Source organism: Parashewanella sp. 2210YD4-3, from assembly GCF_056591735.1.
This window is the reverse complement of the sequence record NZ_JBWQOG010000006.1, coordinates 142,877-164,591: the sequence shown is the minus strand read 5'-3', so window position 1 is coordinate 164,591 and position 21,715 is coordinate 142,877. Positions and strand designations below refer to the sequence as shown.

Sequence of the window (21,715 nt, the reverse complement as noted above, 5' to 3'; positions counted from 1 at the left end):
TAAGGTTATGAAAATCAGTGTCAATTTCAAGAACATTAATGAAAAGTCGGATCAAATGCCCATGAGCGCCCAAGGAACCCTTTATATCATTTCAGCCCCAAGTGGAGCCGGAAAATCGTCATTGCTTAGTGCCTTGTTACAAGATAAGCCAAAGGATATGCAGATATCCGTTTCTCACACGACTCGCTCTCCGCGCCCCGGTGAAGAAGATGGCGTTCATTATCACTTTGTTAATCAAGATGAGTTCAAAGCATTAATTTCAGAAGGTCAATTTGTTGAGTGGGCTGAAGTATTTGGTAACTATTACGGCACTTCTAAGGCCGTCATCGAAAATACTTTGAATCAAGGTATTGATGTATTCCTTGATATCGACTGGCAAGGTGCACAGCAAGTTAAAAAATTGATGCCAAATGCCGTGGGAGTGTTTATTTTGCCACCATCAAAGGCCGAACTTGAGCGTCGATTAACGGGTCGAGGGCAAGACAGCGCTGAAATTATTACTGGGCGTATGGCACAAGCGGTTTCTGAAATTTCCCACTACAATGAGTATGATTACGTCATTGTTAATGATGATTTCGGTACTGCGCTGGCTGATCTTACAGGTATTGTTCGCGCTCAACGCCTAACACTTACTAGTCAGACCCATAGACATGATGGTATGCTTAAGGGTCTATTGGCAGAATCTCTATAATCGTGTAGAATTTTGCGTCATTTTTTCGATTAAACTTTGGATTGGAGTTCTAATACATGGCTCGCGTAACAGTAGAAGATGCCGTTGAACAAATTGGCAACCGTTTTGACATGATTTTGGTTGCTGCCCGTCGTGCTCGCCAAATTGCAGTACAAGGTAAAGATCCTATGGTTGAAGAGCAAAACGACAAGCCAACCGTAATCGCTCTTAGAGAAATCGAGCTTGGCCTTGTAAACGCTGGCACCTTAGATGCTGCAGAGCGTCAATCAGTTCGTGAGCGTGAAGCTGCAGAAATCGCAGCCGTTGCGGCCATTGCTGAAGGTCGTCAACTGTAATCATCGACTCTCTCAGTTGATGATTTGAGCCTAGTAAATACTAAGTTCTTGCAAGGATTGATGAAAGGAGTAGCGAAGCTTGTATCTGTTTGAAGGTCTTAATGAAGTAGCCTCGAGTTATCTCACGGCAGAACAAATTTCTCTCCTTAAACAGGCTTACCTTGTTGCCAAAGATGCCCATGAGGGACAAATGCGCAGCAGCGGTGAGCCTTATATCACCCACCCTGTCGCCGTTGCTACTATTGCTGCAGAAATGCGCCTCGATCACGAAACCGTGATGGCTGCCTTACTGCACGATACCATTGAAGATACCCCTATCACTCAAGAACAACTCACCGATCTGTTTGGTGAAGATGTTGCCGCTTTGGTTGAAGGCGTATCCAAACTCGATAAGCTGAAATTTCGCGATAAAAAAGAAGCACAAGCGGAAAACTTTCGCAAAATGATGCTGGCAATGACCCAAGACATTCGGGTTATTCTGATCAAACTTGCCGATCGAACTCACAACATGCGAACCCTAGGTTCATTGCGCCCAGACAAACGTCGCCGAATTGCTCTTGAAACCCTTGAAATTTATGCCCCTATAGCTAATCGCTTAGGTATTCATAACATTAAAACTGAGCTAGAAGAACTCGGTTTTAAAGCCTATTACCCTAACCGCGCTCATGTATTGCAAAAAGTATTAAAAGCGGCTCGTGGCAATCGTAAAGAATTAATTCAAGGGATCAAAGACGCCATCACCACCCGTCTCAGTGACACTGGCATCAATGGCACCGTTAAAGGCAGAGAAAAGAACCTGTATTCCATCTATAAAAAGATGCGCAACAAAGAGTTGCAGTTTCAGGAAGTGATGGATATCTATGCATTTCGTATCATTGTAGATTCTGTAGATACTTGTTATCGAATTCTTGGCGCTATGCATGGGCTATACAAACCTCGTCCGGGTCGAATAAAAGATTATATTGCCATCCCTAAAGCTAATGGCTACCAATCCTTGCACACCTCTTTGATTGGCCCTCACGGAGTCCCAGTTGAAGTGCAAATCCGTACAGAAGATATGGAGCAAATGGCGGATAAAGGGGTAGCTGCACATTGGGCTTATAAGTCAGATGACAAAGGCAGCACCGGAACCACCAGCCAAGTCCGGGCACGTAAATGGATGCAAAGCTTAATGGAGCTTCAACAAAGTGCCAGCAGCTCTTTTGAATTTGTCGAAAACGTAAAAACCGATTTATTTCCAGACGAAATTTACGTGTTCACTCCTGATGGCCGCATTCTGGAGTTACCGTTAGGCGCTACCGCCGTAGATTTCGCATACGAAGTACATACTGATGTAGGTAATACTTGTGTAGGCGCTAGAGTCGATCGTAACGCTTACCCACTGAGTTTGCCCTTGCAATCGGGGCAAACGGTAGAAGTGATCACCGCAGATGGCGCTCGTCCGAATGCCGCTTGGCTCAACTTTGTTGTCACAGCTAAAGCTCGTTCTAAGATCCGCCAAGTGCTGAAAAACGTTAAAGGCAGTGACGCTATTGCACTGGGTCGTCGACTACTCAATCACGCTTTAGGTGAACATAAGCTCGACACTATCCCACAAGAAAACATTGATAAAGTGCTTACTGACACTAAGCATGACAATATTGAGTCCTTATTAGCTGATATCGGATTGGGTAATGCCATGAGCATTGTAGTGGCCCAAAGGCTGATTGGCGATCGCCCAGCTGAAGATAACGACGACCATGATTCTCACCTTATGCCCATTCGTGGTGCTGAAGGAATGTTGGTTACATTTGCCAATTGTTGTCGCCCTATCCCTGGGGATGCAGTAATTGCCCACGTTAGCCCGGGTAAAGGCTTAGTGGTTCACATGGAAAATTGTGCCAATATTCGTGGTTATCAATCAGAGCCAGATAAATACATACCCGTACAATGGGATAATGCCGATGGTGCAGAGTTTGAAGCGAATCTTCGCATTGAAATCGTCAACCACCAAGGGGCATTAGCTAAAATCACCGCCATTGTTTCAGCTGAAAATTCGAATATTCATAATTTGAGTACCGAAGAACGTGACGGTCGAGTGTATTTAATCAATTTACGCATATCGGTCACCGACCGTATTCATCTTGCCAACGTTATGCGCCGTATTCGTGTACTGGCTGAAGTATTACGCATTTCTCGTAATAAATAGTCTGCTTGGGCTATCCCTACGGATAGCCAAGTACAAACGTTTCCCGCCAAATATAGTTCTGTTGAAAATTGTTAAATCAGACAAAATAAGCGTTCCTAAAAACACGCTTGTTATCCCCATTTATCTACGGTTAAACTGTCATTCCTACATGGACTCATTCAAAAGAGAACTTAAAATGGCAGAAAAACAAATTATCGCTACTGAAAATGCACCCGCCGCTATTGGTACCTACTCTCAAGCGGTTAAAGTGGATAACACCGTATATGTATCTGGGCAAATTCCGTTAGTGCCTAGCACAATGGAAATGGTAAGTGATGATTTTGCAGAGCAAACTGTTCAGGTATTTGAAAACCTAAAAGCTGTCTGTAATGCTGCCGGTGGTGAGCTATCTGACATTACCAAACTCAATATCTTTTTAACGGATCTGTCTCACTTCGCTGTCGTAAATGAAATTATGGGACGCTACTTTAGCCAACCTTATCCAGCACGTGCGGCTCTAGGTGTAAAAGAACTGCCTAAAGGTTCACAGGTAGAAATGGACGCCATTATGGTTTTATAACTCTGTGTTATAATGTGCAAAACTCAAGGCGCGACAGCGCCTTTTTTATTTGATAGACCGCAAAAACCATGACACCAGAACGCTTTGCTCGCATCAACAATATGCTCAACCATCGCCAACCTGATTTAACGTTATGCTTAGATCAAGTCCACAAACCCAATAATATATCAGCCGTAGTGCGAACCGCAGATGCTGTTGGTATACATGAAGTTCATGCCATTTGGCCAGATCCTGATATGCGTGTTTCTGGAAATACCGCTTCTGGCAGCCAGCAATGGGTCAATGTGAAAAAGCATTATCAAGTAAAAGAAGCGTTTGATGCCTGTCGAGCACAAGGTATGCAGATCGTTGTCACTAATTTTAGTGATGAAGCGGTAGATTACCGCGAGATTGATTACACCAAACCCACTGCGATTGTACTAGGGCATGAAAAAGATGGGATCAGCCCAGAAGCGATAGCCTTGGCTGATAAACAAGTGATTATCCCTATGGTGGGAATGGTGCAGTCATTAAATGTATCGGTCGCTGCGGCATTAATGTTGTTTGAAGCCAAGCACCAACGGGAACTAGCCGGACTTTATGGCACCAACAAACTACCTGATGACTACTGTCAAAAGTTACTGTTCGAACAAGGTCACCCTATTTATGCGAAAGCGTGTCGTAAAAAGGCTATCCCTTACCCACGTATTGATGAAAATGGCCAAATAGATGCGCCTGATGCTTGGTTTGAAGCACTTCGTACTACGCCTGATTTAGAAGAATTTATTGATTAACTTTCTTACTGGGCGACTGAAACTCGGTATCGAGTGAGCTATCCGTGCCACAAGAAATCAATAAGCCATTGCTATTAGGCCGCTTACGGGATGAAAGTTGCTCTTCTGGCATTTTTGCATTTTGAATGAATGCCTCAAGTGTTGCTATTTGCCACGCATTTTGGGGCACCACTTCTTCATCTGTAGGGCTTTCCACTTCTTCATAAGCTGCTACATCACCAACAGGTGGACACACTTCTACTTCTCCAGAAAATTCAACTATTCTAACATTAGCTGTTACTTCTCTATCGCCATTTAAAGACCAAGGACGACCGACCCTTTCTATTACAAATTCAGCTTGAGCTTGAAAGTTTTCCTCAGTCTGTGCTGTCATTGCAATCCCTTCCCCTCCGTTAAGCACTAGCTGTACGCGTTCCTTTTCTTCTTGCTCAATTTCAGCATTCAGTTCCCTTAACTTCAATTCAATCGACGCTCTTTCTTCCCTACATTCCTGCTTATGACGTGAAGAGATATAACAATACTCGGCTAATGTCAGTACTTGATCGGCAATTTCTAAGTACGGAAGCTCGTAGTCATTATTTTGCTTAGCTTCATCTTGTATTTTATTTGCTAAGTTCCATAGTCTGGCACCATACGAGGATCTATTTGAGCTGGCTAGTATTGCTTCTTTATTAACGGTTGATAGCATTCTTTTAAGGCGCTTTGCTAAACGATGAATGTCTTTTTTAGCTTCTAGCTCCGTTAGTTGAGCTTCAAATTCAGGACATTGCTTTAGTTGATTTTCAAGTTCAGAACATTGCTTTAGTTGATCTTCGAGCGACTTCACTAATTTTTTGGCCAATTCAACTTGCTGTTTACTTTGCCTAATTGAAGCCCGACAATTCTTCACATGAGCCTGTTGCTCTTCAGTGAAACCACAATAATTAGGATCCGTGAACAAGTCTTTTTCTTTTTTAAAAGCGGTTAAGGCTTGTTTGAAGCCTCTCAGCGCTTTTTGGGCACATGGCATTGCTTTTTCAATACCACGAAGATTTTTTTCTCGATCATCTTCTATATTCCAACCTTTCTCAAAGAAGCCCAAATTACCAAGCTCTTCTTGAGCTTTAGTTTGTTGAACACACGCCACTTCCCAACAGGTATTACCAAAAACAAATTCACCCACTTTGTCCCTATATCCAGGTGTTTTACGTAATTGATTAAGCCCTGCAAGCCTTTGGTTTGGGTCAGGTAATTCACAATAGTCAGTGAGCTTAGCTAAGCATCCCTCTTGAGTGAGGTGTAAAGTGTCTACAGCCATTTTAAAACCACGTTAAATCAAAGTTTTACCAGTATAACTAAAAAGGGATAAACTCATGGTGAAAGTGAAATGAGCAAGTATTAAGAAATCGAATACCTCTGCAAACGTCGCTTTTTCACATGAGGCTTTGGACAAGGAGGGGTTCCAAGCCTTTTTGCTCTTTTAGGATCCCCAAGTGTATACTCCATTTGAATCAAGCGCTTTAACTGAACAGTTAGTTGTTCGATTTCTTTTTGCATCGCTTTAATGGATTGCCTTGTCTTCGTTATTTTTAGCTTTTGCAACTCATTTGTGAGTTTCGTTATCTCGCCTTTTTTATTCGCGAAAGATGACGATTTTCTTAGCTTCAGTAGCCCTAGTTTATTTTTTAATGCTTCGCTTTTTTTAGCCACCTTGAGGTGAAGTGCCGTTAATTGAATTTTCATATGCTGTTGCAGTTGCACATTCTTAGTCTTGGAATCTAAATACTTATCTTCGAGGAGCCCCCCCTCTTCATCAATACGGTCAAATGTACTTAAAGGTATTGGCTGCGATGGTAAAGAATCGACAGCATTTCGCTCATAATTCCATACTGCAGCAATGTCTACTTTATGATTTATGCACTTCAATACTCCAGGAAGGCCACCGTCTTCAATCGCCCTCAACATATTAAATGCTGTATTACTGCAGTGCAGCCGACGCTCTTTACATTGCTGTTTATCTCTGGTTGAAAAATATAGTGATTGAGCCCTTTCCATCACCTGTGCTGCCAACTGGTAGTGTTGCGCAATAATGGTTATTGTTTCGGCTAGCCCTTCACTATCAGCATTCTTACCCTTTAGCTTTTCAATCTCAGTTTCGTATTCACTTTCTAAGCTATAACCCAAATTCCAGTAACTGGTGGCTAAATCAAGCTCTTCCTTACGAGTCAGAGCTCCCCTAGCAGGTAGTTGCTCAAATGCTTGGGCTTTTTCAGTGTACGATTCCATTTGAGCAATGAATTCGATGTGATCGCACAATGTTTCATGTGATGAAGCGGAATCAACCTCCATCTCACATTCTTTAGGCTTCATTTTTGACTGCAACAATTCAGTGTGTTCCTGTGCTTTAAGTACAAGATGAGAAGAAGTACTCGCATACCATTGCGCTTTGGGTTGAGGAAAACATTGTTGATACCGATGCTGTAATTGTTGGATATTAGCTTGGATTGAGCGCGCTTGCTGTTGCGCTTGTCTAGCATAATCCTGTGATGTTTTTAAGTGCTGTTTGTATTCTTTAGAGCTTGATTTAGGCATGTCTTTAGGCATCTTCTGGTAATCTTGAAGTGCTTCATGAAACCAATGCTCCGCATCTTTATAAAAAGTAATAGCTTGCTCAATATTGTCCGTCGCCGACTCTTCTGCTAACTCGCAATATTCCACCGCAAGGTTCCAACAAGTATCACCATGGGTCTGATAAGTCACTTTCTCGCAATACCCTTTATCAGCAAGCAGGCGCTGATATTCCTGAAACCTCGATTGGGGATCTTTGAGATTTTCAATTCTACGAAACTCATCGATATACTCTTCCCCAGAATTAAAATCATAACGCATTGAATGGTAAGCGCTAACACTTGCTGAACAAGACATAAATCAACCAACACATACATGGAACAATATATAAAGGATAGGCAAAACAGCTATTCTAAATCTTAATGCCACATGAGTATTTGTTAATTAAAAGCATGACTTAGCTAAAAATCGAATTAAAAATTCATCTACTTCATCGTAATTAGCAGTACATTGTGGTTTTAACTGATTCGAGAAATAAAGATGAAAATCACACGGAATCAAGTACTGGTTTTATTGGTGTTCTTATTTTCTGGAATATGCCATGCCACTGATAATCGTCATTTAGTCAGATTGGCAGTAGTTATCGCTCCGGCTGAAAGTGGGTTTATCCGCTATCTGACCAGTGATTTTCAAAATCAGACAGGATATCAGCTTCAAGTTAATAGCAGCACTAATCCGTATCAACTGGCACAAGCCGGCAAGGCCGATATCGTTATTTCTCACTTTGGTAAACAACAACTGCCAAGCTTTGTTCTTAATGGCTATGGCAGTTGGCCAAAGATGGTATTTGCAACTCAATCGGTATTAATCGGTCCACAGTCAAACCCAGCTGATGTACAGACTCAAAATAGCATGAGCGATGCTATGTCTCGCATTGCCCGCCAGAAGCAGTTTTACATTGATAATGAACTCGATGAAGTCAGCAAACTCACTGAGCTTTTTTGGGAACAGGCAGGCACCCCCTGTAAACACGGCTGGTTTGTTCACGATGGATTGAAAAAAGAACTTGCAGCTCAAGTCGCAGAGTCATTAGATGGCTATTACATCTGGGGCGCTTACCCATTTTTAGCTTACAAACAAAAGACACATACTTCCCAAATCATTCTTGTTTCACGTGATCCGCATCTGCAACGAGTCATGTCAGTTACTCGTGTTAATCCAAGCAAAGTTTCAGGTGTCAATGCCAAAGGCGCACAGGCACTTGAGGACTACTTATTACAACCCAATGTCCAAGCCAAAATCAGTCAATTTAGAATTAACGGTAGCCATCTACAACTGTTTTGGGCGAAAGCTACCAATAATTGAGGAGCTATCATGTTAAGTGCATTACTCTTACTAGGCTCATTGTCGCTCAGCAACGTCTATCAAGATGACAGTGACTGGACAGTATCTCGATATTCCGATGATGACGTAGCGATCCAAACTCAGAGTATCAATATCCCCGATACAACGCTCCAAATTCTTTGTCAGCATGGTAGTCAATGCTCAATTCAATTAAAAACAGCCAATACTTGCGGCCCAACACCGCCAATATTGACCACTAAGATCGATGCTCATAAAGATGAATCCATGACTCACTGCATAAATTCCAATACGGCCGCGATAGATGACTCCATAAGTGGGCCAGGTAGTACGCAATACTTTCTTCAATATGGAGCCTTTAGTCACATGCACGATGACGGCCAACCTTTTACCGTCGATGATGGCAGCGGAATAACATATCAATTTAGCCAACGTGGCGGAGCAAATGCGGTACAAGAGTTATTTAAGTCACAAAGTAATTTCGGCTTACCTGCGAAAAAATAAACCGATCAATTAATAACGCGCATTTTATACTCAGGTTAACCCACCATTAAGGTGCCACGCCCTATTATTGGTGCTCACTGTTAAGCAACCTTATGGTGCGTACTAATGCTAAGCTCACTGTTATTAGCCAGCACGTTGATGGCAAACGGAAACACCTATCATTACGGTGACTGGACTGTTTCGGCTTATTTTTATGGCCCCGTTATGGCCGAAGTGACAGATAACTCAAAAAGCGCCGTTTTCATTGTGCAATGCCTTTTAGGTAAGCACTGCTTTATTACTCTCAGCAGCAATACTCCATGTATAACCACTAGCAATCAGCTTCAAATTAAAATCAATGGCTCCATTTCTACCGATAATGCCAGTTGTGAAAACGATAGAATTGTTATTGGAGATGGCATTTCACCCCAAGTGGATAATGAAATCATACATGGACCATTACACATGATGCGTAATGATGCCGGATCATTTACGGTCAGCAGTGATAATGGTCAACACACTTATACATTTAGTCAAAATGGCGGGGCTGATGCCATTCAACAGATATTCGAATTACAAAACAACTTTACATACTTAAGGTAGGCTCAGAGGAAATAGCTCATGTTAAGTTCAATGATATTAATGGCCTCACTCCTTCAAGGAAAAGTGGGGGAAGAAATCGGTGATTGGGATGTTTTTTACTTCCCTAAAGGTCTTGTGGTTGCCGAGACACCATCCTTAAATTCGAAAACAGGCTTATTTCAAATTGGTTGTACTAATGGCAAAGACTGTTTTGTTGGAATCTATTCTACTCAGGGGTGTAGAAAAAATTCTCCAAATTTTTTTCTCACAGTACAAAATTTATCCGAGGAGTACCTTGCTAAGTGTATACAACCGAAAAACGCTCTAGTCGCCGATGACAGCGGGTATATCTTAGATTCAAGAAAATATGGGGCTTTAAGTGCTATCCGCGACGGCGATCCAGCTTTTTCAGTTAAGAGTTCTTTTCAAACGTATTCCTTTAGCGCTAATGGCGGAGCTGAAGCCTTGAAGCAAGTCTTCCTTACTCCAAGTAATTTCAACCTCCATCAACAATAAGCAAACTTTAACGAATTCAATTTCAGCTTGTTAAGCTCTAGTTAAGCAGTGGTACTTACACTGTTGAAAGTTAGATAAATTAAAAAGGTGATATATGCTTAGTTCCTTACTATTAATGGCATCCCTCACAACCAGTGGTGCTAGCTATAGCCAAGCTTTTGGTGATTGGAAGGTTTCACACTTCCCGAATGGATTAGTTGTCGCTGAAACCAACAGTTCTGGTGCCCAATTGCAAGTTGGCTGCACCAATGGCAAAAATTGCTTTATGTCGTTAGCGGGAAACGATGCGTGTGTAGCGTCACCTGCTGGTGCTGGAGTACTAATAGGTGTCAATTTTGAATTACATAACGAAGACGCAAACACTGCATTTTATTCTAAGTGTGAACAAGGAAAAACAGTAGCCAGAGACAAAACGGGCACTCGAAGCGTAGATATTGGCGGTGACATCAAAATGGGAACCTTATACTATCTTGGCCAGAAAGGATTAGGGCAAGGCGATGTCTTTAGCGTGAGAAGCTTCCTACCTTACAAATATGATGAGGCTAAGGTTTACACTTTCAGCCAGAAAGGTGCTCATGAGGCATTGGATCAGTTAATTGCCACCCCGAACAACTTCAATCTAACCAACGGAAAATCCACAATTCAATTTTAATCCAGCGATTTACTGAAGCGCTTCGCTGATACACAGATACCGATAACAGTGAAGCCTAGCATCCATAAGGTATCTGGCCACATGTCGATCATATCGGCACCTCGAAGGATCACGCCGCGGATCATTCGCATAAAGTGAGTTGCGGGTAACACCTCAGCAATCCACTGTGCAGCTTTAGGCATAGCATCGTAAGAAAAAACAAACCCTGATAATAAAATTGATGGCAACAGGATAAATATCGTCATTTGCATTGATTGCATTTGGGTTTTAGCAATAGTGGATAACAACAAACCAAGGGTTAAGCTGGCTGAAATAAAACAGAGTGTAACTAACAGTATTTGCAAAATGGAGCCATTAATCGGGACATTAAATAGCAAATGCCCAACGCCTAAAATAATGGACACTTGCACCAAGCCAATCAAGATATAAGGAATGATCTTGGCCACCATTAACTCTAAAGGTTGGATTGGTGTGGTGATCAGTAATTCTAAATTCCCTCTCTCTCGCTCCCTCACTATCGCTGAACTGGTAAACATGATCATCGTCATGGTTAAAATGATCCCCGAAATCCCCGGCACGATACTCACGGCGCTTCGCTGTGCAGGGTTATACAAAATGGCGACTTCAAAAGTCTTTGCAGGCGGTTCTTTGCGAATAGGAATATCAAAATCCGTCAATGGCATTGTTTGTAAACTTTTAATCGCACCACTGACTAAAGTATCACTACCGTCCACTAACCACTGCCCTAATACTCGTCCTTGAGCAGCTCGTTGAGTGAGATCTTTTGGTAAAATCAAAACAGCTTGTACTCGCCCTTGTTTTAGTGCTTCTTGTGCTTGAACCACCGTCGGGTAAGCCGCTTTCAATTTTGGAATTTGAGTCGCTTTCACCGATTCAACCAATAATCGCCCAAAAGCTGATTCACTTTGATCGACAACCCCTATTGGTATATGTCGAACCTGAGTATTTATCGCATAGCCGTATAACATGAGTTGAAATAATGGGATCATTACCGTCATGGTTAGCGTAATACGATCACGCATTAATTGTCTGAACTCTTTGATGATCATTGCCATAATGCGTTGCCGTGACTTCATGCGCGCCCCTCTCCAGTTACTGACACAAACACATCTTCTAAACTGGGGCGGGCTATTTCTAACTCGGCTGTTAACAATTCAGGAAACCGCCACTTTAACCAATCAATAGGATTACTAACGTGTTTACTGATCAATACTCGCAGACGTACCCCCAACTGCGCAGCAGAATGCACCTCTTCCAACGCTAATAATTGAGCTTTCAAACGACGTAAATCTGGGCAGAGTATTTCAACGACATTCACCCCCATTTGAAGCATCAATTGCTCTGGTTCGCCATGGGCTCTGATCTCCCCCGCTTCCATGATAGCCAGTTGATGGCAACGCTCGGCTTCATCCATATAGTGTGTTGAAATTAAGATGGTTGTGCCTTTATCACATAGATCAAACAACTGCTCCCAAAAATCACGTCGATTTTCTGGATCGACAGCCGAAGTGGGTTCATCTAAAAATAATAACTTTGGACTATGAATAGTAGCAGCGGCCAATGAGAGTCGCTGTTTCTGACCACCACTCATGCCTTCAACACGTTGATGCTCTATAGGCTTGAGATCATAAGTGAGTAACTGCTGCTCAATGCGTGTTGCTAATGTCACGGGATCCAGCCCGTAAATTCGGCCAATAAAGGCCAGATTTTCTTTCACCGTTAAATCATCATAGAGGGAAAATTTTTGAGTCATGTAACCAATTTGAGTTTTTAAGGCTTCCGCTTGCTCTGGTACTTGATAACCTAAAACTTGAATATCACCTTCGCTCGGAGCGAGTAATCCCGTTAGCAAACGGATTGAGGTCGATTTTCCACTACCATTCGGCCCTAAAAACCCATAAATCTGACCTTGTGGGATATTCAAATGTAACTGCTTTACGGCAGTAAACTTCCCAAATCGTTTACTCACCCCTTTTGCAATAATGGCGGAAGCTGATGTCATTGCACTCCCCTTTCATCATCGGCATTTTCAGGAGGCTGAATATGACTAAGATCCGCTTGAGCTGGTACTCCTGATGGCAATGATTCAGAAATCAATGGCAAAGTGATTTCAGCTAAATACATCAAATGAGAGCGCTCACTTTCAGTCAAAGCGTAATAAGGAGAAAATGAGGGTTCGGTGGCAATCCTTCTGACTTTTCCTACAAAGCTACCTTTCACACCATCGACATGCACAGGAACTTGCGCACCTATAACCATTTTTACTCGATGAGAAGCCGGAACATATACTCGAGCGTAGGGCACACTATTGGCTTGAATGATAGCCACAATACCCCCTAGTGGTGGCCGCTCCCCCAAATTGTAAGGCAAATTGTCCAATATACCGTTACGAGTCGCAGTAATCGTTAATTCCTTTAATCGTTGCTGTTGCAGTACCGCTTGTGCTTGGGCAGCAGCTAGTTCAGCTTTCGCTTGTTCAACGTCTTCTACCCTTGCACCAGCCGTCAGTTTTAAAAAAGCCTCTGTTGTAGAATGTAAATTTGCTCTGGCAGCATCTCTATCCGCTCTTACTTTGTCTAAGTTCGACTGACTCACTAATCTTTGGGCAAATAAATCTCGAATTCGTATGAATGCTTTTTCCGCCTGAATATCTTTGGCTTTGGCCTGCTGTACTCGAGCACTCGCAGCGGCTATGTCTTCCGGTCTTTCACCGTTAGTTAACCTTAACAATGCCGCATTGGCTTTTGCTTGTTGCGCTTTGGCTTCAGCCAACAGCGCTTGTTGATTTTTTGTATCGAGCTGAACCAGTACATCTCCCACTTGTACTTTCTGCCCTTCATGCTTAGGTAACTGACGAATAATTTCACTCGCTGTAGCAGCCGAGGTAACACGATCGCGTTCAATGGTTCCTAAAGCCTGATCAGGTGCAGGCTGACAAGCACATACCCATATAGCCAGCAAGGATATAATATGGTGACGTTTCATAACGAACTCCAGCAAGTGATTAGCTCATGAATCGTTGTCATTGATAAGCTTTTCTATAGTCTAGTCAAGAACTCCAAAGAGTGATCAATCTAAGCGGCTAGCATGTTAAAGAAGCTTGTTGAATGGAAGATAACACTCAGATGATGAGTCTATAAAAAACTTTGAATTATTTTGAATACTTTTTGTGCTATCTCAGGTCTTTTAAAATAGATGACTCACGTTGGTCAGTCATCTCCTTGTCCTCCTGCCTGATGTTCTGTAATACTGGTTCAGGTATGTTTGCAAGCCTTGGGTTGCTCCCAAGGGCTTGCTTTTTTTTTGCCTTATTCTTGGAAAGTCCAACACACCATGCGACTGATTTTTTGACCTTGACTCATGGTAACGATCTTATATTCCCGTACTTTAGCCTTTTTTAGTGCTTTCTTAATGATCGGCAAATTCTCTTTTTTTGCCACTAAAGAGGTAAACCATCGACATTTCTCAGCATATTGGCAGCTTTCGTTGATCATTCGCCGAATAAACGCTGACTCTCCACCATCGCACCATAATTCATTATGTTGCCCTGCGAAGTTCAATGGGGTGTCACTGGATTTAAGCTGACTCCCTCTTGCTTGCTTATTTTTATTAAGGTTGGCTTGCTTTCGCTGACTACCAGCTTGGGCTTCTTCAGCACTCCTATGAAACGGTGGATTACAGAGAGTGAAATCATAATCCTCCCCCTGCTTAATGATCCCATGAAATATATGCTGCGATTTAGGTTGCCATCGACATTCTATAGCCTTGCTCAATCCATTGGCTTTGATCAACATATCCGCTGCTTTGATAGAGGGCTTGTGAATATCACTGCCCACAAACTCCCAGCCGTAAACACTCCACCCAAGCAAGGGATAAATCAAATTCGCACCACACCCAATGTCTAAGCCTTTTATTTTGCGCTGCTTCAGCTTTTTCACTGGCAGTTGATAAGTCTGTGCCAGTAGATCGGCAATATAATGGAGCATATCGACACGCCCCGGAATGGGTGGGCACAAATAGCCGTCAGCCAGTTCCCAAAACTTGATGCCATATTCAGATGACAACAAAGCTTTGTTGAGTAATTTGACAGAAGTTGGATCTGAGAAATTTATCGACGTATCACCTCGAGGCGTGCTGATGAGCTTGGTTTTCAGCTCAGGACAAGCGACCACCAACTTATTAAACTCATAAGGTTTACTGTGAATATTTCTCGGGTGCAGTCTACCTTTAGAGGTCGATGAAGTTGAAGCATGAGATGACATAAGATACGGAACTGAAAGCAAAGAAATGGATTGTATCACGTCAATTAAGATCGGTTTTTGCCATTTTATCGTAATACTAATTATGAATGACAAGAGAGCCACATGATGCTGACCATTTTTTTCGACAGCCACTGTCCACTGTGTAATAAAGAAATGATACATTTAAAGCGGCTTGATCGCGACAATCAAATTCAGCTTGAGGATTTGCATCAAGCAGACTTTGAGTTCAAATTTCCTGAAATTGACAAAATCTTAGCCATGCAAAAGCTGCACGCCAAGCTTAATGGCGAGATGATTTACGGTATTGATGTCACTTACCATGCATGGAAAATCGTAGGAAAAGAACATTGGGTTCGCTCTATCAACAACCCTCTACTACGACCCATTTATCAACTGGGTTATCGCTTTTTTGCGCGTCACCGTGGCACGCTCTCTCGATTGTTAATGAGTAAGTCTCGATGTGATAGCGGCACTTGTTATCGTAAATAGTCTACTGCCAACCATAGCGCCAAAGTGAAGGTTCTTTTAGCTCTCGCCAATCTATTTGATATTGATGGTTATTAATAACAGCTTCGATTAAACAACCTGTAATATTTTCCAACTCGTCTTTGATCACCTTAACCACGATAAAGTGCTTCTCTTTATTGACTACGATTGTTTTGGTCCATTTACTGTTGATAAGTAGTTTTGGATTTACTTGATTCATAACTTAGCGCAAATTTTAGCTAACTTAGTTTCAAACTGATGAAGGTCATCTTTGTTGGGGTATTCAAGTCGATACTTTCCGTGAAACTGAAGCGTCATTATCAGTTGATTGTGTTGCAGATAACAGGTGTAACCATCGAAGTCATACCAAGCCCGAATACCATCTAATTCATAATAGATATCGAGCTTATTCCCTTGTGTTATCACTGCATTGAACAGCTTTAAACAATCTTTTTGTGCAATACTATTTTGCATAATGATTTCTCAGATCTTTAGCCAATAGACATCTGTTCCATGATCACCTAGCCCCACCATTTCATCGTAGGGTGTGTGTGACTCAAACATAACTTGTTTGACACCAATATCTGCAAACATCTTTTTCGCTTGATCTAGCGATGCCAAACGTAATGGCTGACTTTTATCTTCAGAAAAAATATTTCTGAATTTACCCTGCTTATCTCTACCACCAACAAGGTAATGAGATAAATCCGCTGTAGCGATTATAGTGGGCAAGGTGCCTAAAAACCGATACTCATGTTCATCAATATGCGCCGTCATAACTGTACCTCCGCAATCCATTGCCTATGGCTTCAAATTTTATAATTTTCAGCACTCACATTAAGGATTACGTTACTAGGGAGGATATGGTTCAGTTAGGCTATGAAAAATTACTTAATCTCAACTCTGTATAACGAAATCCATAACTTTCTGATTTACAATGCACACATTAAATTTTTATCTACAGTACTGTAGAGGTTGGCTTATGCAGAGCTGAGGTTGTTTAGCTCAAGAGCGAGTTTAGGGTATTTAGAGCGAGGCTTGATATGATCGACATGAAGTTGTGCACCTGACTCATAAGTAGCACCACAATAACATCAGCTGAATATGGTCTTAAGCCAAAACCTTCAGCCGCTAGGCTCCTGCTTTCGCAGGAGCGACGCTAATGTTTTTTACGCTAGCTTAAACTTACTTACGACTCCAACTAATTCTTGATTAGCTTCAGCTAGGTTTTCGGTTTGTTGTGCGTTTGTCTCACCATTCATTGATAGCTCATTGGCCATTTCACAAATGGCTGACATGTTGCGACTGATTTCACCAGCAACAGAACTTTGCTCTTCAGCCGCCGTGGCGATCTGAGTATTAAGATCATTAATTTGATTAACTGAATTAACGATTTCGTCCAAATCAACCGCGACTTTATCGGTTTCAGATGCAGTTTGCTCACAGGTATTCTTGGTCATTTGCATCGCATCAATAGTTGAGTTTGAGGCTTGGCGTAACTTATTAATCGTTTGTTCAATTTCAGCTGTACTGCTTTGGGTGCGTGCTGCGAGCGCTCTAACTTCATCAGCAACAACCGCAAAACCTCGACCTTGCTCTCCCGCCCTAGCCGCTTCAATTGCAGCGTTCAAAGCCAATAAGTTCGTTTGCTCAGCAATATCACCAATCACTTTTAAAACATTGGTAATTTCTACTGTATCTTTATCAATTTCACCAATATTATCTGCCGTTGTTTCAACTTCCGACACCAGTCTTGCTACGGTGTGGGTCGCATCATTAACCTGCTGTTTTGAATCTAGCGCTTGCCCATTGGTATTTTGAGTAAACAAAGCGGTCTCAGTAGCGTTGCGAGCCACATCGCTGGATGTCGCGCTCATTTCTTCAACCGCTGCGACAATTTGTTCAGTTTCTTGAGTATGGGCAGACAAGATTTGACGGTTAGCATCAACCTCGACTCGTAAACGATCTACGCTATTATTGATCGTGGTCGATGCATGCTGCACTTCCAACATCATTTGCTGTAGCTGGGCAATAAAACGGTTAATACCATTCGCCATGTCGCCTAAATCGTCTTCGGTATCAATATCGAGTCGACGAGTTAAGTCACCATTACCTTGCGACAAGTCCATAATCGTCGTTCTCAATTGCAAAATAGGGCGATACAGCACATTTAAAGTAAAGATAATTAATCCGATCCCAACCGCTACCATAATGATAGATGAGACAATCGCTTGGGTTAACACGTCATTTAAAGAAGCATAAGCAACTGATTTATCAACCCCAATGAATAAATACCACTGTTTGTTATTCACCAATGGAATGGCTTGGGTAAACGCCAGCTTATCAACGCCCTTAAGAGTATAAGTTTGCATTGTCTCAGCGTTGCTCAACATGGTCGCTTCAATATCCGCCATGCCAAACTCACTGAATTTACGGCCTTTGGTGACAACGCTGGAGTTTGATGCCATGACCACACCTTTCTCGTCAGTGATCACGGTAACTGCACCAGGAAAGTCAATTGCTGCCACCGTTTTGGCCAAGATACTAAGCTCTATATCGATCAGTGCTACACCATCTCCCATTTGCTGTATGACAGACACCACATCATGGCCGGTAGTCGCATCAGGATATACTTCAGTGACATCGGTTCCAGCCACTTTTTTAGCTTGCAGGAACCAAGGGCGAGTTAACACATTATATTTACTGGTATCTGCAACACCATTATTCCAAGCATCACCAACAGCAGTGGAATACGTATTGCCGTCGTCAAATCCTAGAAATACCCCTGAAACATTGCTCGTATCTTTAACTGTTCTGGCAATCGCCACAAAGTCCTGACGATAATCGCCCTTTTGATAGCTTTCAACTAGGCCTCGAACGACATCGGCCTTAGATTCGAACCAAGTGTGTATTTTAGACGCTTCTTGCCTAAGTATGAGCTTAGAAGTTTGATTGACGTTATCTATAGTGGTCTGTCGAATTTCTTGATACGACAACCAATTCGATACTAATAATGACCCTAAAATAAGCATTATCATGGACAGTATCAGCGCACGTTTAAATCCCAGAACTTTTATCACAACGACACCCTTTTATTCTCAGAAAAAAGTATAACTGCGCTTTATCCAGATAAATAACTTGCTTTTGAATAAAAAAAATAAAAATATTATAATATGAATATTAATTTGTATTATTATATTTAAGTAAACCCAATCGCTTCATCTTGGACAAAATAATCGCATCTTTCATATAGTACATCGGCACTAGATTCATTTTACTTTAATCATTATTTCATTTCTTTAGAGTAATCACACTATTTAAAAAAATTGACTGAAAACTTAAAAATTTACTTTACCTATAGAGTTAAAAAATTTTAGAGAGAACAATAAGTAGAAGTCAGATAGTTAAATCCTAAAAAATAAAAAAGCAACCCGCGAGGGTTGCTTTTTTATTAACCAAAGAAAAGGTTAAATCTTAGAATGCATGAAGCTCAAAAAATCACCAAAATCAGTTTCTTTAGTGATAAACTCAGCAAAACGTTGATTGCCTTGCGAATCTTTGCGGCCATAGAAAGTATCACCGTAGTAACCTTTGGTTGTCGGAATATCAGCTCTCATATAAGAAATACCGTTAACAATGCCACCATCGAAGGTTAATACATGACCGGCCAGATGATCATCTCGTATATCATTTTTATCGTCCCAAAGAGCTAAATAACCCGCCCAGTAATTTTCACTTGGCTTATTTCGAACTGGAACTTGGCGTAAATCGACACGCACTGAATAATCTTGCTGGTTTTTATGAGCAAGCAACATAGCTAAGTCTCTATAACTAGAGAAGCCTGGGCTGGTCATAAAGTAATTAATTATTTTTTTGCGAATCTCATTTACTTGTAAAAACTTAGCTTCTGGAATCGCATTTTTATCATCATAAACATACTTACCATTTTCGAAGGTTGCAGTAACAGGAAGCAATTGATAATTCAAACCAGTTTCAAAATTAACTCTACGATTTTTTCGATAAATATATTGTTCACCCATCTTAAGATCGTAAGGGCCAAATTCTTTATGGTTACCTACAAGCTCAACCGTCAATTTAGGAATGAATCCAAAATAGCCTTTACTATGACTTTTCTTTTCAAATTTTAAATTAATATAAATTTGTTCAAGTGGCTGACATTCTTGAGTTTTACAATCAACAATTTTACCAATATCACGGTATGAAAAAGGGTGTTGTGCAGCAAGAGCAGCTTGAGTCGCAGAAAATAGAGCAACAGCTGTAAATATTTTTGTAAGTTTTTTCATTTTGAAAACCACTCCAATAACGCATTTAAATTTTTGTGAAAGGTATAGCTTTTAATATTTAAAGTCTATTTTAAATATTCTGATCGTACCAGAGCAAATACTTTTATTCCTAAAAATTTAAAATAGAGCAATTACTATTAAAACAAGTTTAAAATAAAGACCGATTAATATAAAACACTAATCAATATCTAACACAAAAATAAAGCATTGGTCTGACAAGGCATTTTACTCTAGATTTTCTAAAATAAATAAAACCATTAAAAACAGATAAATAAAACAAATTAAGCATAATTATGACACTCGTCAAAATTACAGCGTTAAATTTTAACTTTAATAAACAAACTAAATAAGTTAGGGTGCGCTAAATTTCGTACCTTTATTATAAAAAGGGTAATTGCATAATAATTATTAGGTGCTAATTATGAATAACAAATTTAAATTATCTTTAGTTTTTGCAGCTCTTTCATTATCTTCTAATTTGGTTTCAGCCGAACCATTGGCACTCGGTAATAAAAATTTTGTTAACGACGGTGGTTTTGAAAATCCTAAGGTGAAACTTAACAACCCTCATCGCTTCAATGCCTTCAGTGGTTTTCATGGAAAAAATCAAATTGGAGCATGGTTTACTGGTCTCGCAAGACCTTCAGTCTATGTTCACTTAAATAATTTACATCGTTTTGGATTAGCTGGCGCTAAAGGTACACAACATCTAGCCGTAGCAACACCAAGCAATGTATATCAACGCTTGTATTCCTTAGACACTTCAAAAAACTATACTCTAAGCTTTGACTATGCTCTGCATACTATGGCTAACAATGGTCCAACAAAGCTAATGGTAGGAGTACCACATACTAACTCCATTACCGTTACCGTAGATAAAAAAGGTGATGACCAATGGAAGACAGCTCAATACACTTTCAAGCCTAGACTCGCAACTACAACGATTTCTATTGTTGGAGAAGAAAGCCCTAGGTTTTGGCCTGATACTCTTGTTGACAATGTCTCTTTATATGAAACTAAGCTAAATATCGTTCACAAAAATTTAGCCCATACAAATCAGAGAAATGTACTAACCATTCAAAAAGGCGCAGAAGTACAAGTTGTATCCAGCGTTCCAGAAAGAAATGGTTCAATTTTCCAAGTCACCCCAGAGCTTTACCAAAAGTGTCAATTCGCAGATTACAGTAAATATGGTGAAAAAGGCGATCAAAATAACACGGTATCAATTAACCAAGGACCGGTATTGCCAATAGGACAGAAGATCAGAATCGTTGGTGACTATGCACTAGAAAGTGATAAATTTACCAAATCACAGCCTGACAACAAATATCACTTTGTCTACGGAGATTATGATCAAGACCAACTTAGAAATGTAACCAGCGATCTTTGCCGTACTGGCAAAGGTAAGTTTACGCTTAAACTTGTCGATACCAGTGAGCACACAGCAGATATTAAGGTTTCCGACAAAAATGCCGTTATTGACGTGAATTCAAAACCAGTTGCTCTGGGTGATGAGTATGTGATTCAGGCTCAAAAACCGGGTGAATTATTTGCAGTAAATCGCAAAGATTTCATGAGTTGTAATTTAGATGATTCAGCTGTAAAAATTGGTGATTTTGATGAAAACAATGGCAACAAGTTGACATTAAATATTCGTGAGGGTGCCAGCGATCAACACGCTGACTTCAAGCCAGGTAATACCGTTTATCTTATCCAAGGTGTTGACGGTTCTGATAAAGCAACTGAATGTAAGGACGGTTCTAAATTCTCAGTTCGTGTATCACAGTAATAACTAACACCTAGTTTCCAACCATTTCAAACGCCGTTTAGCTATCATAAACGGCGTTTTATTTCATACTTGTGATACCTGAAAATGCAGAGTTTCAGCGAGAATACTATTAACTAAAAACATTGCCATTTAGGCAAGGTACATGCCCTAAGCAATAATTATTAC

At 41.0% G+C, this 21,715-nt stretch carries 23 protein-coding genes and 1 pseudogene; 12 read left to right on the top strand and 12 right to left on the bottom strand.

All coding sequences use genetic code 11. The features are described 5' to 3' along the window. Positions 1-61: 61 nt before the first annotated feature. The 5 genes from gmk (at position 62) to trmH (ending at position 4,546) form a co-directional block, all read left to right on the top strand. Positions 62-691, top strand: coding sequence for a guanylate kinase (gmk, locus tag AC1EU0_RS11055; protein ID WP_480302547.1), 630 nt, complete (start codon positions 62-64; stop codon positions 689-691). Between the two features lie 56 nt (positions 692-747). Beyond that, a complete protein-coding gene (gene rpoZ / locus AC1EU0_RS11050) occupies positions 748-1,026 on the top strand; it encodes a DNA-directed RNA polymerase subunit omega (RefSeq protein WP_121839600.1) in 279 nt (92 codons plus the stop codon). Positions 1,027-1,105: 79 nt separating this feature from the next. Then, positions 1,106-3,214, top strand: a complete 2,109-nt coding sequence (spoT, locus tag AC1EU0_RS11045; protein ID WP_480302460.1) for a bifunctional GTP diphosphokinase/guanosine-3',5'-bis pyrophosphate 3'-pyrophosphohydrolase — start codon at positions 1,106-1,108, stop codon at positions 3,212-3,214. A 175-nt stretch (positions 3,215-3,389) separates the two neighbouring features. Further along, a complete protein-coding gene (locus AC1EU0_RS11040) occupies positions 3,390-3,773 on the top strand; it encodes a RidA family protein (RefSeq protein ID WP_480302459.1) in 384 nt (127 codons plus the stop codon). Positions 3,774-3,841: 68 nt separating this feature from the next. Next, a complete protein-coding gene (gene trmH, locus AC1EU0_RS11035) occupies positions 3,842-4,546 on the top strand; it encodes a tRNA (guanosine(18)-2'-O)-methyltransferase TrmH (protein WP_480302458.1) in 705 nt (234 codons plus the stop codon). Here trmH and AC1EU0_RS11030 read toward each other — a convergent pair. Together AC1EU0_RS11030 and AC1EU0_RS11025 are read right to left on the bottom strand one after the other, a co-directional pair. Continuing rightward, positions 4,536-5,843 carry a V-type ATP synthase subunit I domain-containing protein gene (locus tag AC1EU0_RS11030; protein ID WP_480302457.1) on the bottom strand — a complete coding sequence of 436 codons (1,308 nt, stop codon included), beginning with the start codon at positions 5,841-5,843 and terminating at the stop codon, positions 4,536-4,538. The two genes, trmH and AC1EU0_RS11030, sit on opposite strands and share 11 nt — an antisense overlap. An 80-nt stretch (positions 5,844-5,923) precedes the next feature. Beyond that, entirely contained in the window at positions 5,924-7,450 is a 1,527-nt protein-coding gene (locus AC1EU0_RS11025; protein WP_480302456.1) for a hypothetical protein, read from the bottom strand. A gap of 183 nt (positions 7,451-7,633) precedes the next feature. On the opposite strand from AC1EU0_RS11025, the gene AC1EU0_RS11020 reads away from it, so the two are divergent. From AC1EU0_RS11020 to AC1EU0_RS11000, 5 genes are all read left to right on the top strand, one after another. After that, positions 7,634-8,458, top strand: a complete 825-nt coding sequence (locus AC1EU0_RS11020) for a substrate-binding domain-containing protein (RefSeq protein ID WP_480302455.1) — start codon at positions 7,634-7,636, stop codon at positions 8,456-8,458. A 9-nt stretch (positions 8,459-8,467) separates the two neighbouring features. After that, a complete protein-coding gene (locus AC1EU0_RS11015) occupies positions 8,468-8,959 on the top strand; it encodes a hypothetical protein (RefSeq protein ID WP_480302454.1) in 492 nt (163 codons plus the stop codon). Positions 8,960-9,064: 105 nt separating this feature from the next. Then, a complete protein-coding gene (locus AC1EU0_RS11010) occupies positions 9,065-9,541 on the top strand; it encodes a hypothetical protein (protein WP_480302453.1) in 477 nt (158 codons plus the stop codon). Between the two features lie 18 nt (positions 9,542-9,559). Beyond that, a complete protein-coding gene (locus AC1EU0_RS11005) occupies positions 9,560-10,036 on the top strand; it encodes a hypothetical protein (protein ID WP_480302452.1) in 477 nt (158 codons plus the stop codon). A 94-nt stretch (positions 10,037-10,130) separates the two neighbouring features. Then, entirely contained in the window at positions 10,131-10,688 is a 558-nt protein-coding gene (locus AC1EU0_RS11000; RefSeq protein WP_480302451.1) for a hypothetical protein, read from the top strand. Here the strand turns inward: AC1EU0_RS11000 and AC1EU0_RS10995 are convergent. The 4 genes from AC1EU0_RS10995 to rlmF form a co-directional block, all read right to left on the bottom strand. After that, on the bottom strand, positions 10,685-11,785 hold the full coding sequence (locus tag AC1EU0_RS10995) for an ABC transporter permease (RefSeq protein WP_480302450.1): 1,101 nt from the start codon (positions 11,783-11,785) through the stop codon (positions 10,685-10,687). The genes AC1EU0_RS11000 and AC1EU0_RS10995 overlap by 4 nt on opposite strands. Then, positions 11,782-12,711, bottom strand: coding sequence for an ABC transporter ATP-binding protein (locus AC1EU0_RS10990; RefSeq protein WP_480302449.1), 930 nt, complete (start codon positions 12,709-12,711; stop codon positions 11,782-11,784). The genes AC1EU0_RS10995 and AC1EU0_RS10990 overlap by 4 nt, the downstream gene beginning before the upstream one ends. After that, on the bottom strand, positions 12,708-13,694 hold the full coding sequence (locus AC1EU0_RS10985) for an HlyD family secretion protein (RefSeq protein WP_480302448.1): 987 nt from the start codon (positions 13,692-13,694) through the stop codon (positions 12,708-12,710). The genes AC1EU0_RS10990 and AC1EU0_RS10985 overlap by 4 nt, the downstream gene beginning before the upstream one ends. A gap of 323 nt (positions 13,695-14,017) precedes the next feature. After that, on the bottom strand, positions 14,018-15,064 hold the full coding sequence (gene rlmF, locus AC1EU0_RS10980; RefSeq protein WP_480302447.1) for a 23S rRNA (adenine(1618)-N(6))-methyltransferase RlmF: 1,047 nt from the start codon (positions 15,062-15,064) through the stop codon (positions 14,018-14,020). Between the two features lie 9 nt (positions 15,065-15,073). Between rlmF and AC1EU0_RS10975 the strand changes: the two genes are divergently transcribed. Beyond that, positions 15,074-15,460 (top strand): thiol-disulfide oxidoreductase DCC family protein, encoded by a 387-nt coding sequence (locus AC1EU0_RS10975; RefSeq protein ID WP_480302446.1) that lies wholly within the window; start codon positions 15,074-15,076, stop codon positions 15,458-15,460. Position 15,461: 1 nt separating this feature from the next. Here the strand turns inward: AC1EU0_RS10975 and AC1EU0_RS10970 are convergent, their stop codons facing one another. The 6 genes and pseudogenes from AC1EU0_RS10970 to AC1EU0_RS10945 form a co-directional block, all read right to left on the bottom strand. Further along, entirely contained in the window at positions 15,462-15,677 is a 216-nt protein-coding gene (locus AC1EU0_RS10970) for a TIGR02450 family Trp-rich protein (RefSeq protein WP_480302445.1), read from the bottom strand. Beyond that, complete coding sequence (locus AC1EU0_RS10965) at positions 15,674-15,931, bottom strand: DUF3081 family protein (protein WP_480302444.1); 258 nt, start codon at positions 15,929-15,931, stop codon at positions 15,674-15,676. Before AC1EU0_RS10965 ends, AC1EU0_RS10970 begins: the two co-directional genes overlap by 4 nt. Positions 15,932-15,940: 9 nt before the next feature. Next, positions 15,941-16,234 carry a DUF6482 family protein gene (locus AC1EU0_RS10960; protein WP_480302443.1) on the bottom strand — a complete coding sequence of 98 codons (294 nt, stop codon included), beginning with the start codon at positions 16,232-16,234 and terminating at the stop codon, positions 15,941-15,943. A gap of 203 nt (positions 16,235-16,437) precedes the next feature. Further along, positions 16,438-16,536 (bottom strand): annotated as a pseudogene (locus AC1EU0_RS10955) (HNH endonuclease); the annotation flags it as partial. Positions 16,537-16,626: 90 nt separating this feature from the next. Then, positions 16,627-18,537, bottom strand: coding sequence for a methyl-accepting chemotaxis protein (locus AC1EU0_RS10950; protein ID WP_480302442.1), 1,911 nt, complete (start codon positions 18,535-18,537; stop codon positions 16,627-16,629). A 387-nt stretch (positions 18,538-18,924) separates the two neighbouring features. Then, positions 18,925-19,761: a hypothetical protein gene (locus AC1EU0_RS10945; RefSeq protein ID WP_480302441.1), complete on the bottom strand. Its 837-nt coding sequence runs from the start codon at positions 19,759-19,761 to the stop codon at positions 18,925-18,927. Between the two features lie 421 nt (positions 19,762-20,182). Between AC1EU0_RS10945 and AC1EU0_RS10940 the strand changes: the two genes are divergently transcribed. Then, on the top strand, positions 20,183-21,550 hold the full coding sequence (locus AC1EU0_RS10940) for a DUF642 domain-containing protein (protein WP_480302440.1): 1,368 nt from the start codon (positions 20,183-20,185) through the stop codon (positions 21,548-21,550). Positions 21,551-21,715: the final 165 nt, after the last annotated feature.

What these genes read in the sequence shown, in the direction of transcription:
- gmk (WP_480302547.1), top strand. Translation starts at nt 62, where the DNA reads ATGAGCGCCCAAGGAACCCTTTATATCATTTCAGCCCCAAGTGGAGCC.
- rpoZ (WP_121839600.1), top strand. Translation starts at nt 748, where the DNA reads ATGGCTCGCGTAACAGTAGAAGATGCCGTTGAACAAATTGGCAACCGT.
- AC1EU0_RS11040 (WP_480302459.1), top strand. Translation starts at nt 3,390, where the DNA reads ATGGCAGAAAAACAAATTATCGCTACTGAAAATGCACCCGCCGCTATT.
- trmH (WP_480302458.1), top strand. Translation starts at nt 3,842, where the DNA reads ATGACACCAGAACGCTTTGCTCGCATCAACAATATGCTCAACCATCGC.
- AC1EU0_RS11030 (WP_480302457.1), bottom strand. Translation starts at nt 5,843, where the DNA reads ATGGCTGTAGACACTTTACACCTCACTCAAGAGGGATGCTTAGCTAAG.
- AC1EU0_RS11025 (WP_480302456.1), bottom strand. Translation starts at nt 7,450, where the DNA reads ATGTCTTGTTCAGCAAGTGTTAGCGCTTACCATTCAATGCGTTATGAT.
- AC1EU0_RS11020 (WP_480302455.1), top strand. Translation starts at nt 7,634, where the DNA reads ATGAAAATCACACGGAATCAAGTACTGGTTTTATTGGTGTTCTTATTT.
- AC1EU0_RS11015 (WP_480302454.1), top strand. Translation starts at nt 8,468, where the DNA reads ATGTTAAGTGCATTACTCTTACTAGGCTCATTGTCGCTCAGCAACGTC.
- AC1EU0_RS11010 (WP_480302453.1), top strand. Translation starts at nt 9,065, where the DNA reads ATGCTAAGCTCACTGTTATTAGCCAGCACGTTGATGGCAAACGGAAAC.
- AC1EU0_RS11005 (WP_480302452.1), top strand. Translation starts at nt 9,560, where the DNA reads ATGTTAAGTTCAATGATATTAATGGCCTCACTCCTTCAAGGAAAAGTG.
- AC1EU0_RS11000 (WP_480302451.1), top strand. Translation starts at nt 10,131, where the DNA reads ATGCTTAGTTCCTTACTATTAATGGCATCCCTCACAACCAGTGGTGCT.
- AC1EU0_RS10995 (WP_480302450.1), bottom strand. Translation starts at nt 11,785, where the DNA reads ATGAAGTCACGGCAACGCATTATGGCAATGATCATCAAAGAGTTCAGA.
- AC1EU0_RS10990 (WP_480302449.1), bottom strand. Translation starts at nt 12,711, where the DNA reads ATGACATCAGCTTCCGCCATTATTGCAAAAGGGGTGAGTAAACGATTT.
- AC1EU0_RS10985 (WP_480302448.1), bottom strand. Translation starts at nt 13,694, where the DNA reads ATGAAACGTCACCATATTATATCCTTGCTGGCTATATGGGTATGTGCT.
- AC1EU0_RS10975 (WP_480302446.1), top strand. Translation starts at nt 15,074, where the DNA reads ATGATGCTGACCATTTTTTTCGACAGCCACTGTCCACTGTGTAATAAA.
- AC1EU0_RS10970 (WP_480302445.1), bottom strand. Translation starts at nt 15,677, where the DNA reads ATGAATCAAGTAAATCCAAAACTACTTATCAACAGTAAATGGACCAAA.
- AC1EU0_RS10965 (WP_480302444.1), bottom strand. Translation starts at nt 15,931, where the DNA reads ATGCAAAATAGTATTGCACAAAAAGATTGTTTAAAGCTGTTCAATGCA.
- AC1EU0_RS10960 (WP_480302443.1), bottom strand. Translation starts at nt 16,234, where the DNA reads ATGACGGCGCATATTGATGAACATGAGTATCGGTTTTTAGGCACCTTG.
- AC1EU0_RS10945 (WP_480302441.1), bottom strand. Translation starts at nt 19,761, where the DNA reads ATGAAAAAACTTACAAAAATATTTACAGCTGTTGCTCTATTTTCTGCG.
- AC1EU0_RS10940 (WP_480302440.1), top strand. Translation starts at nt 20,183, where the DNA reads ATGAATAACAAATTTAAATTATCTTTAGTTTTTGCAGCTCTTTCATTA.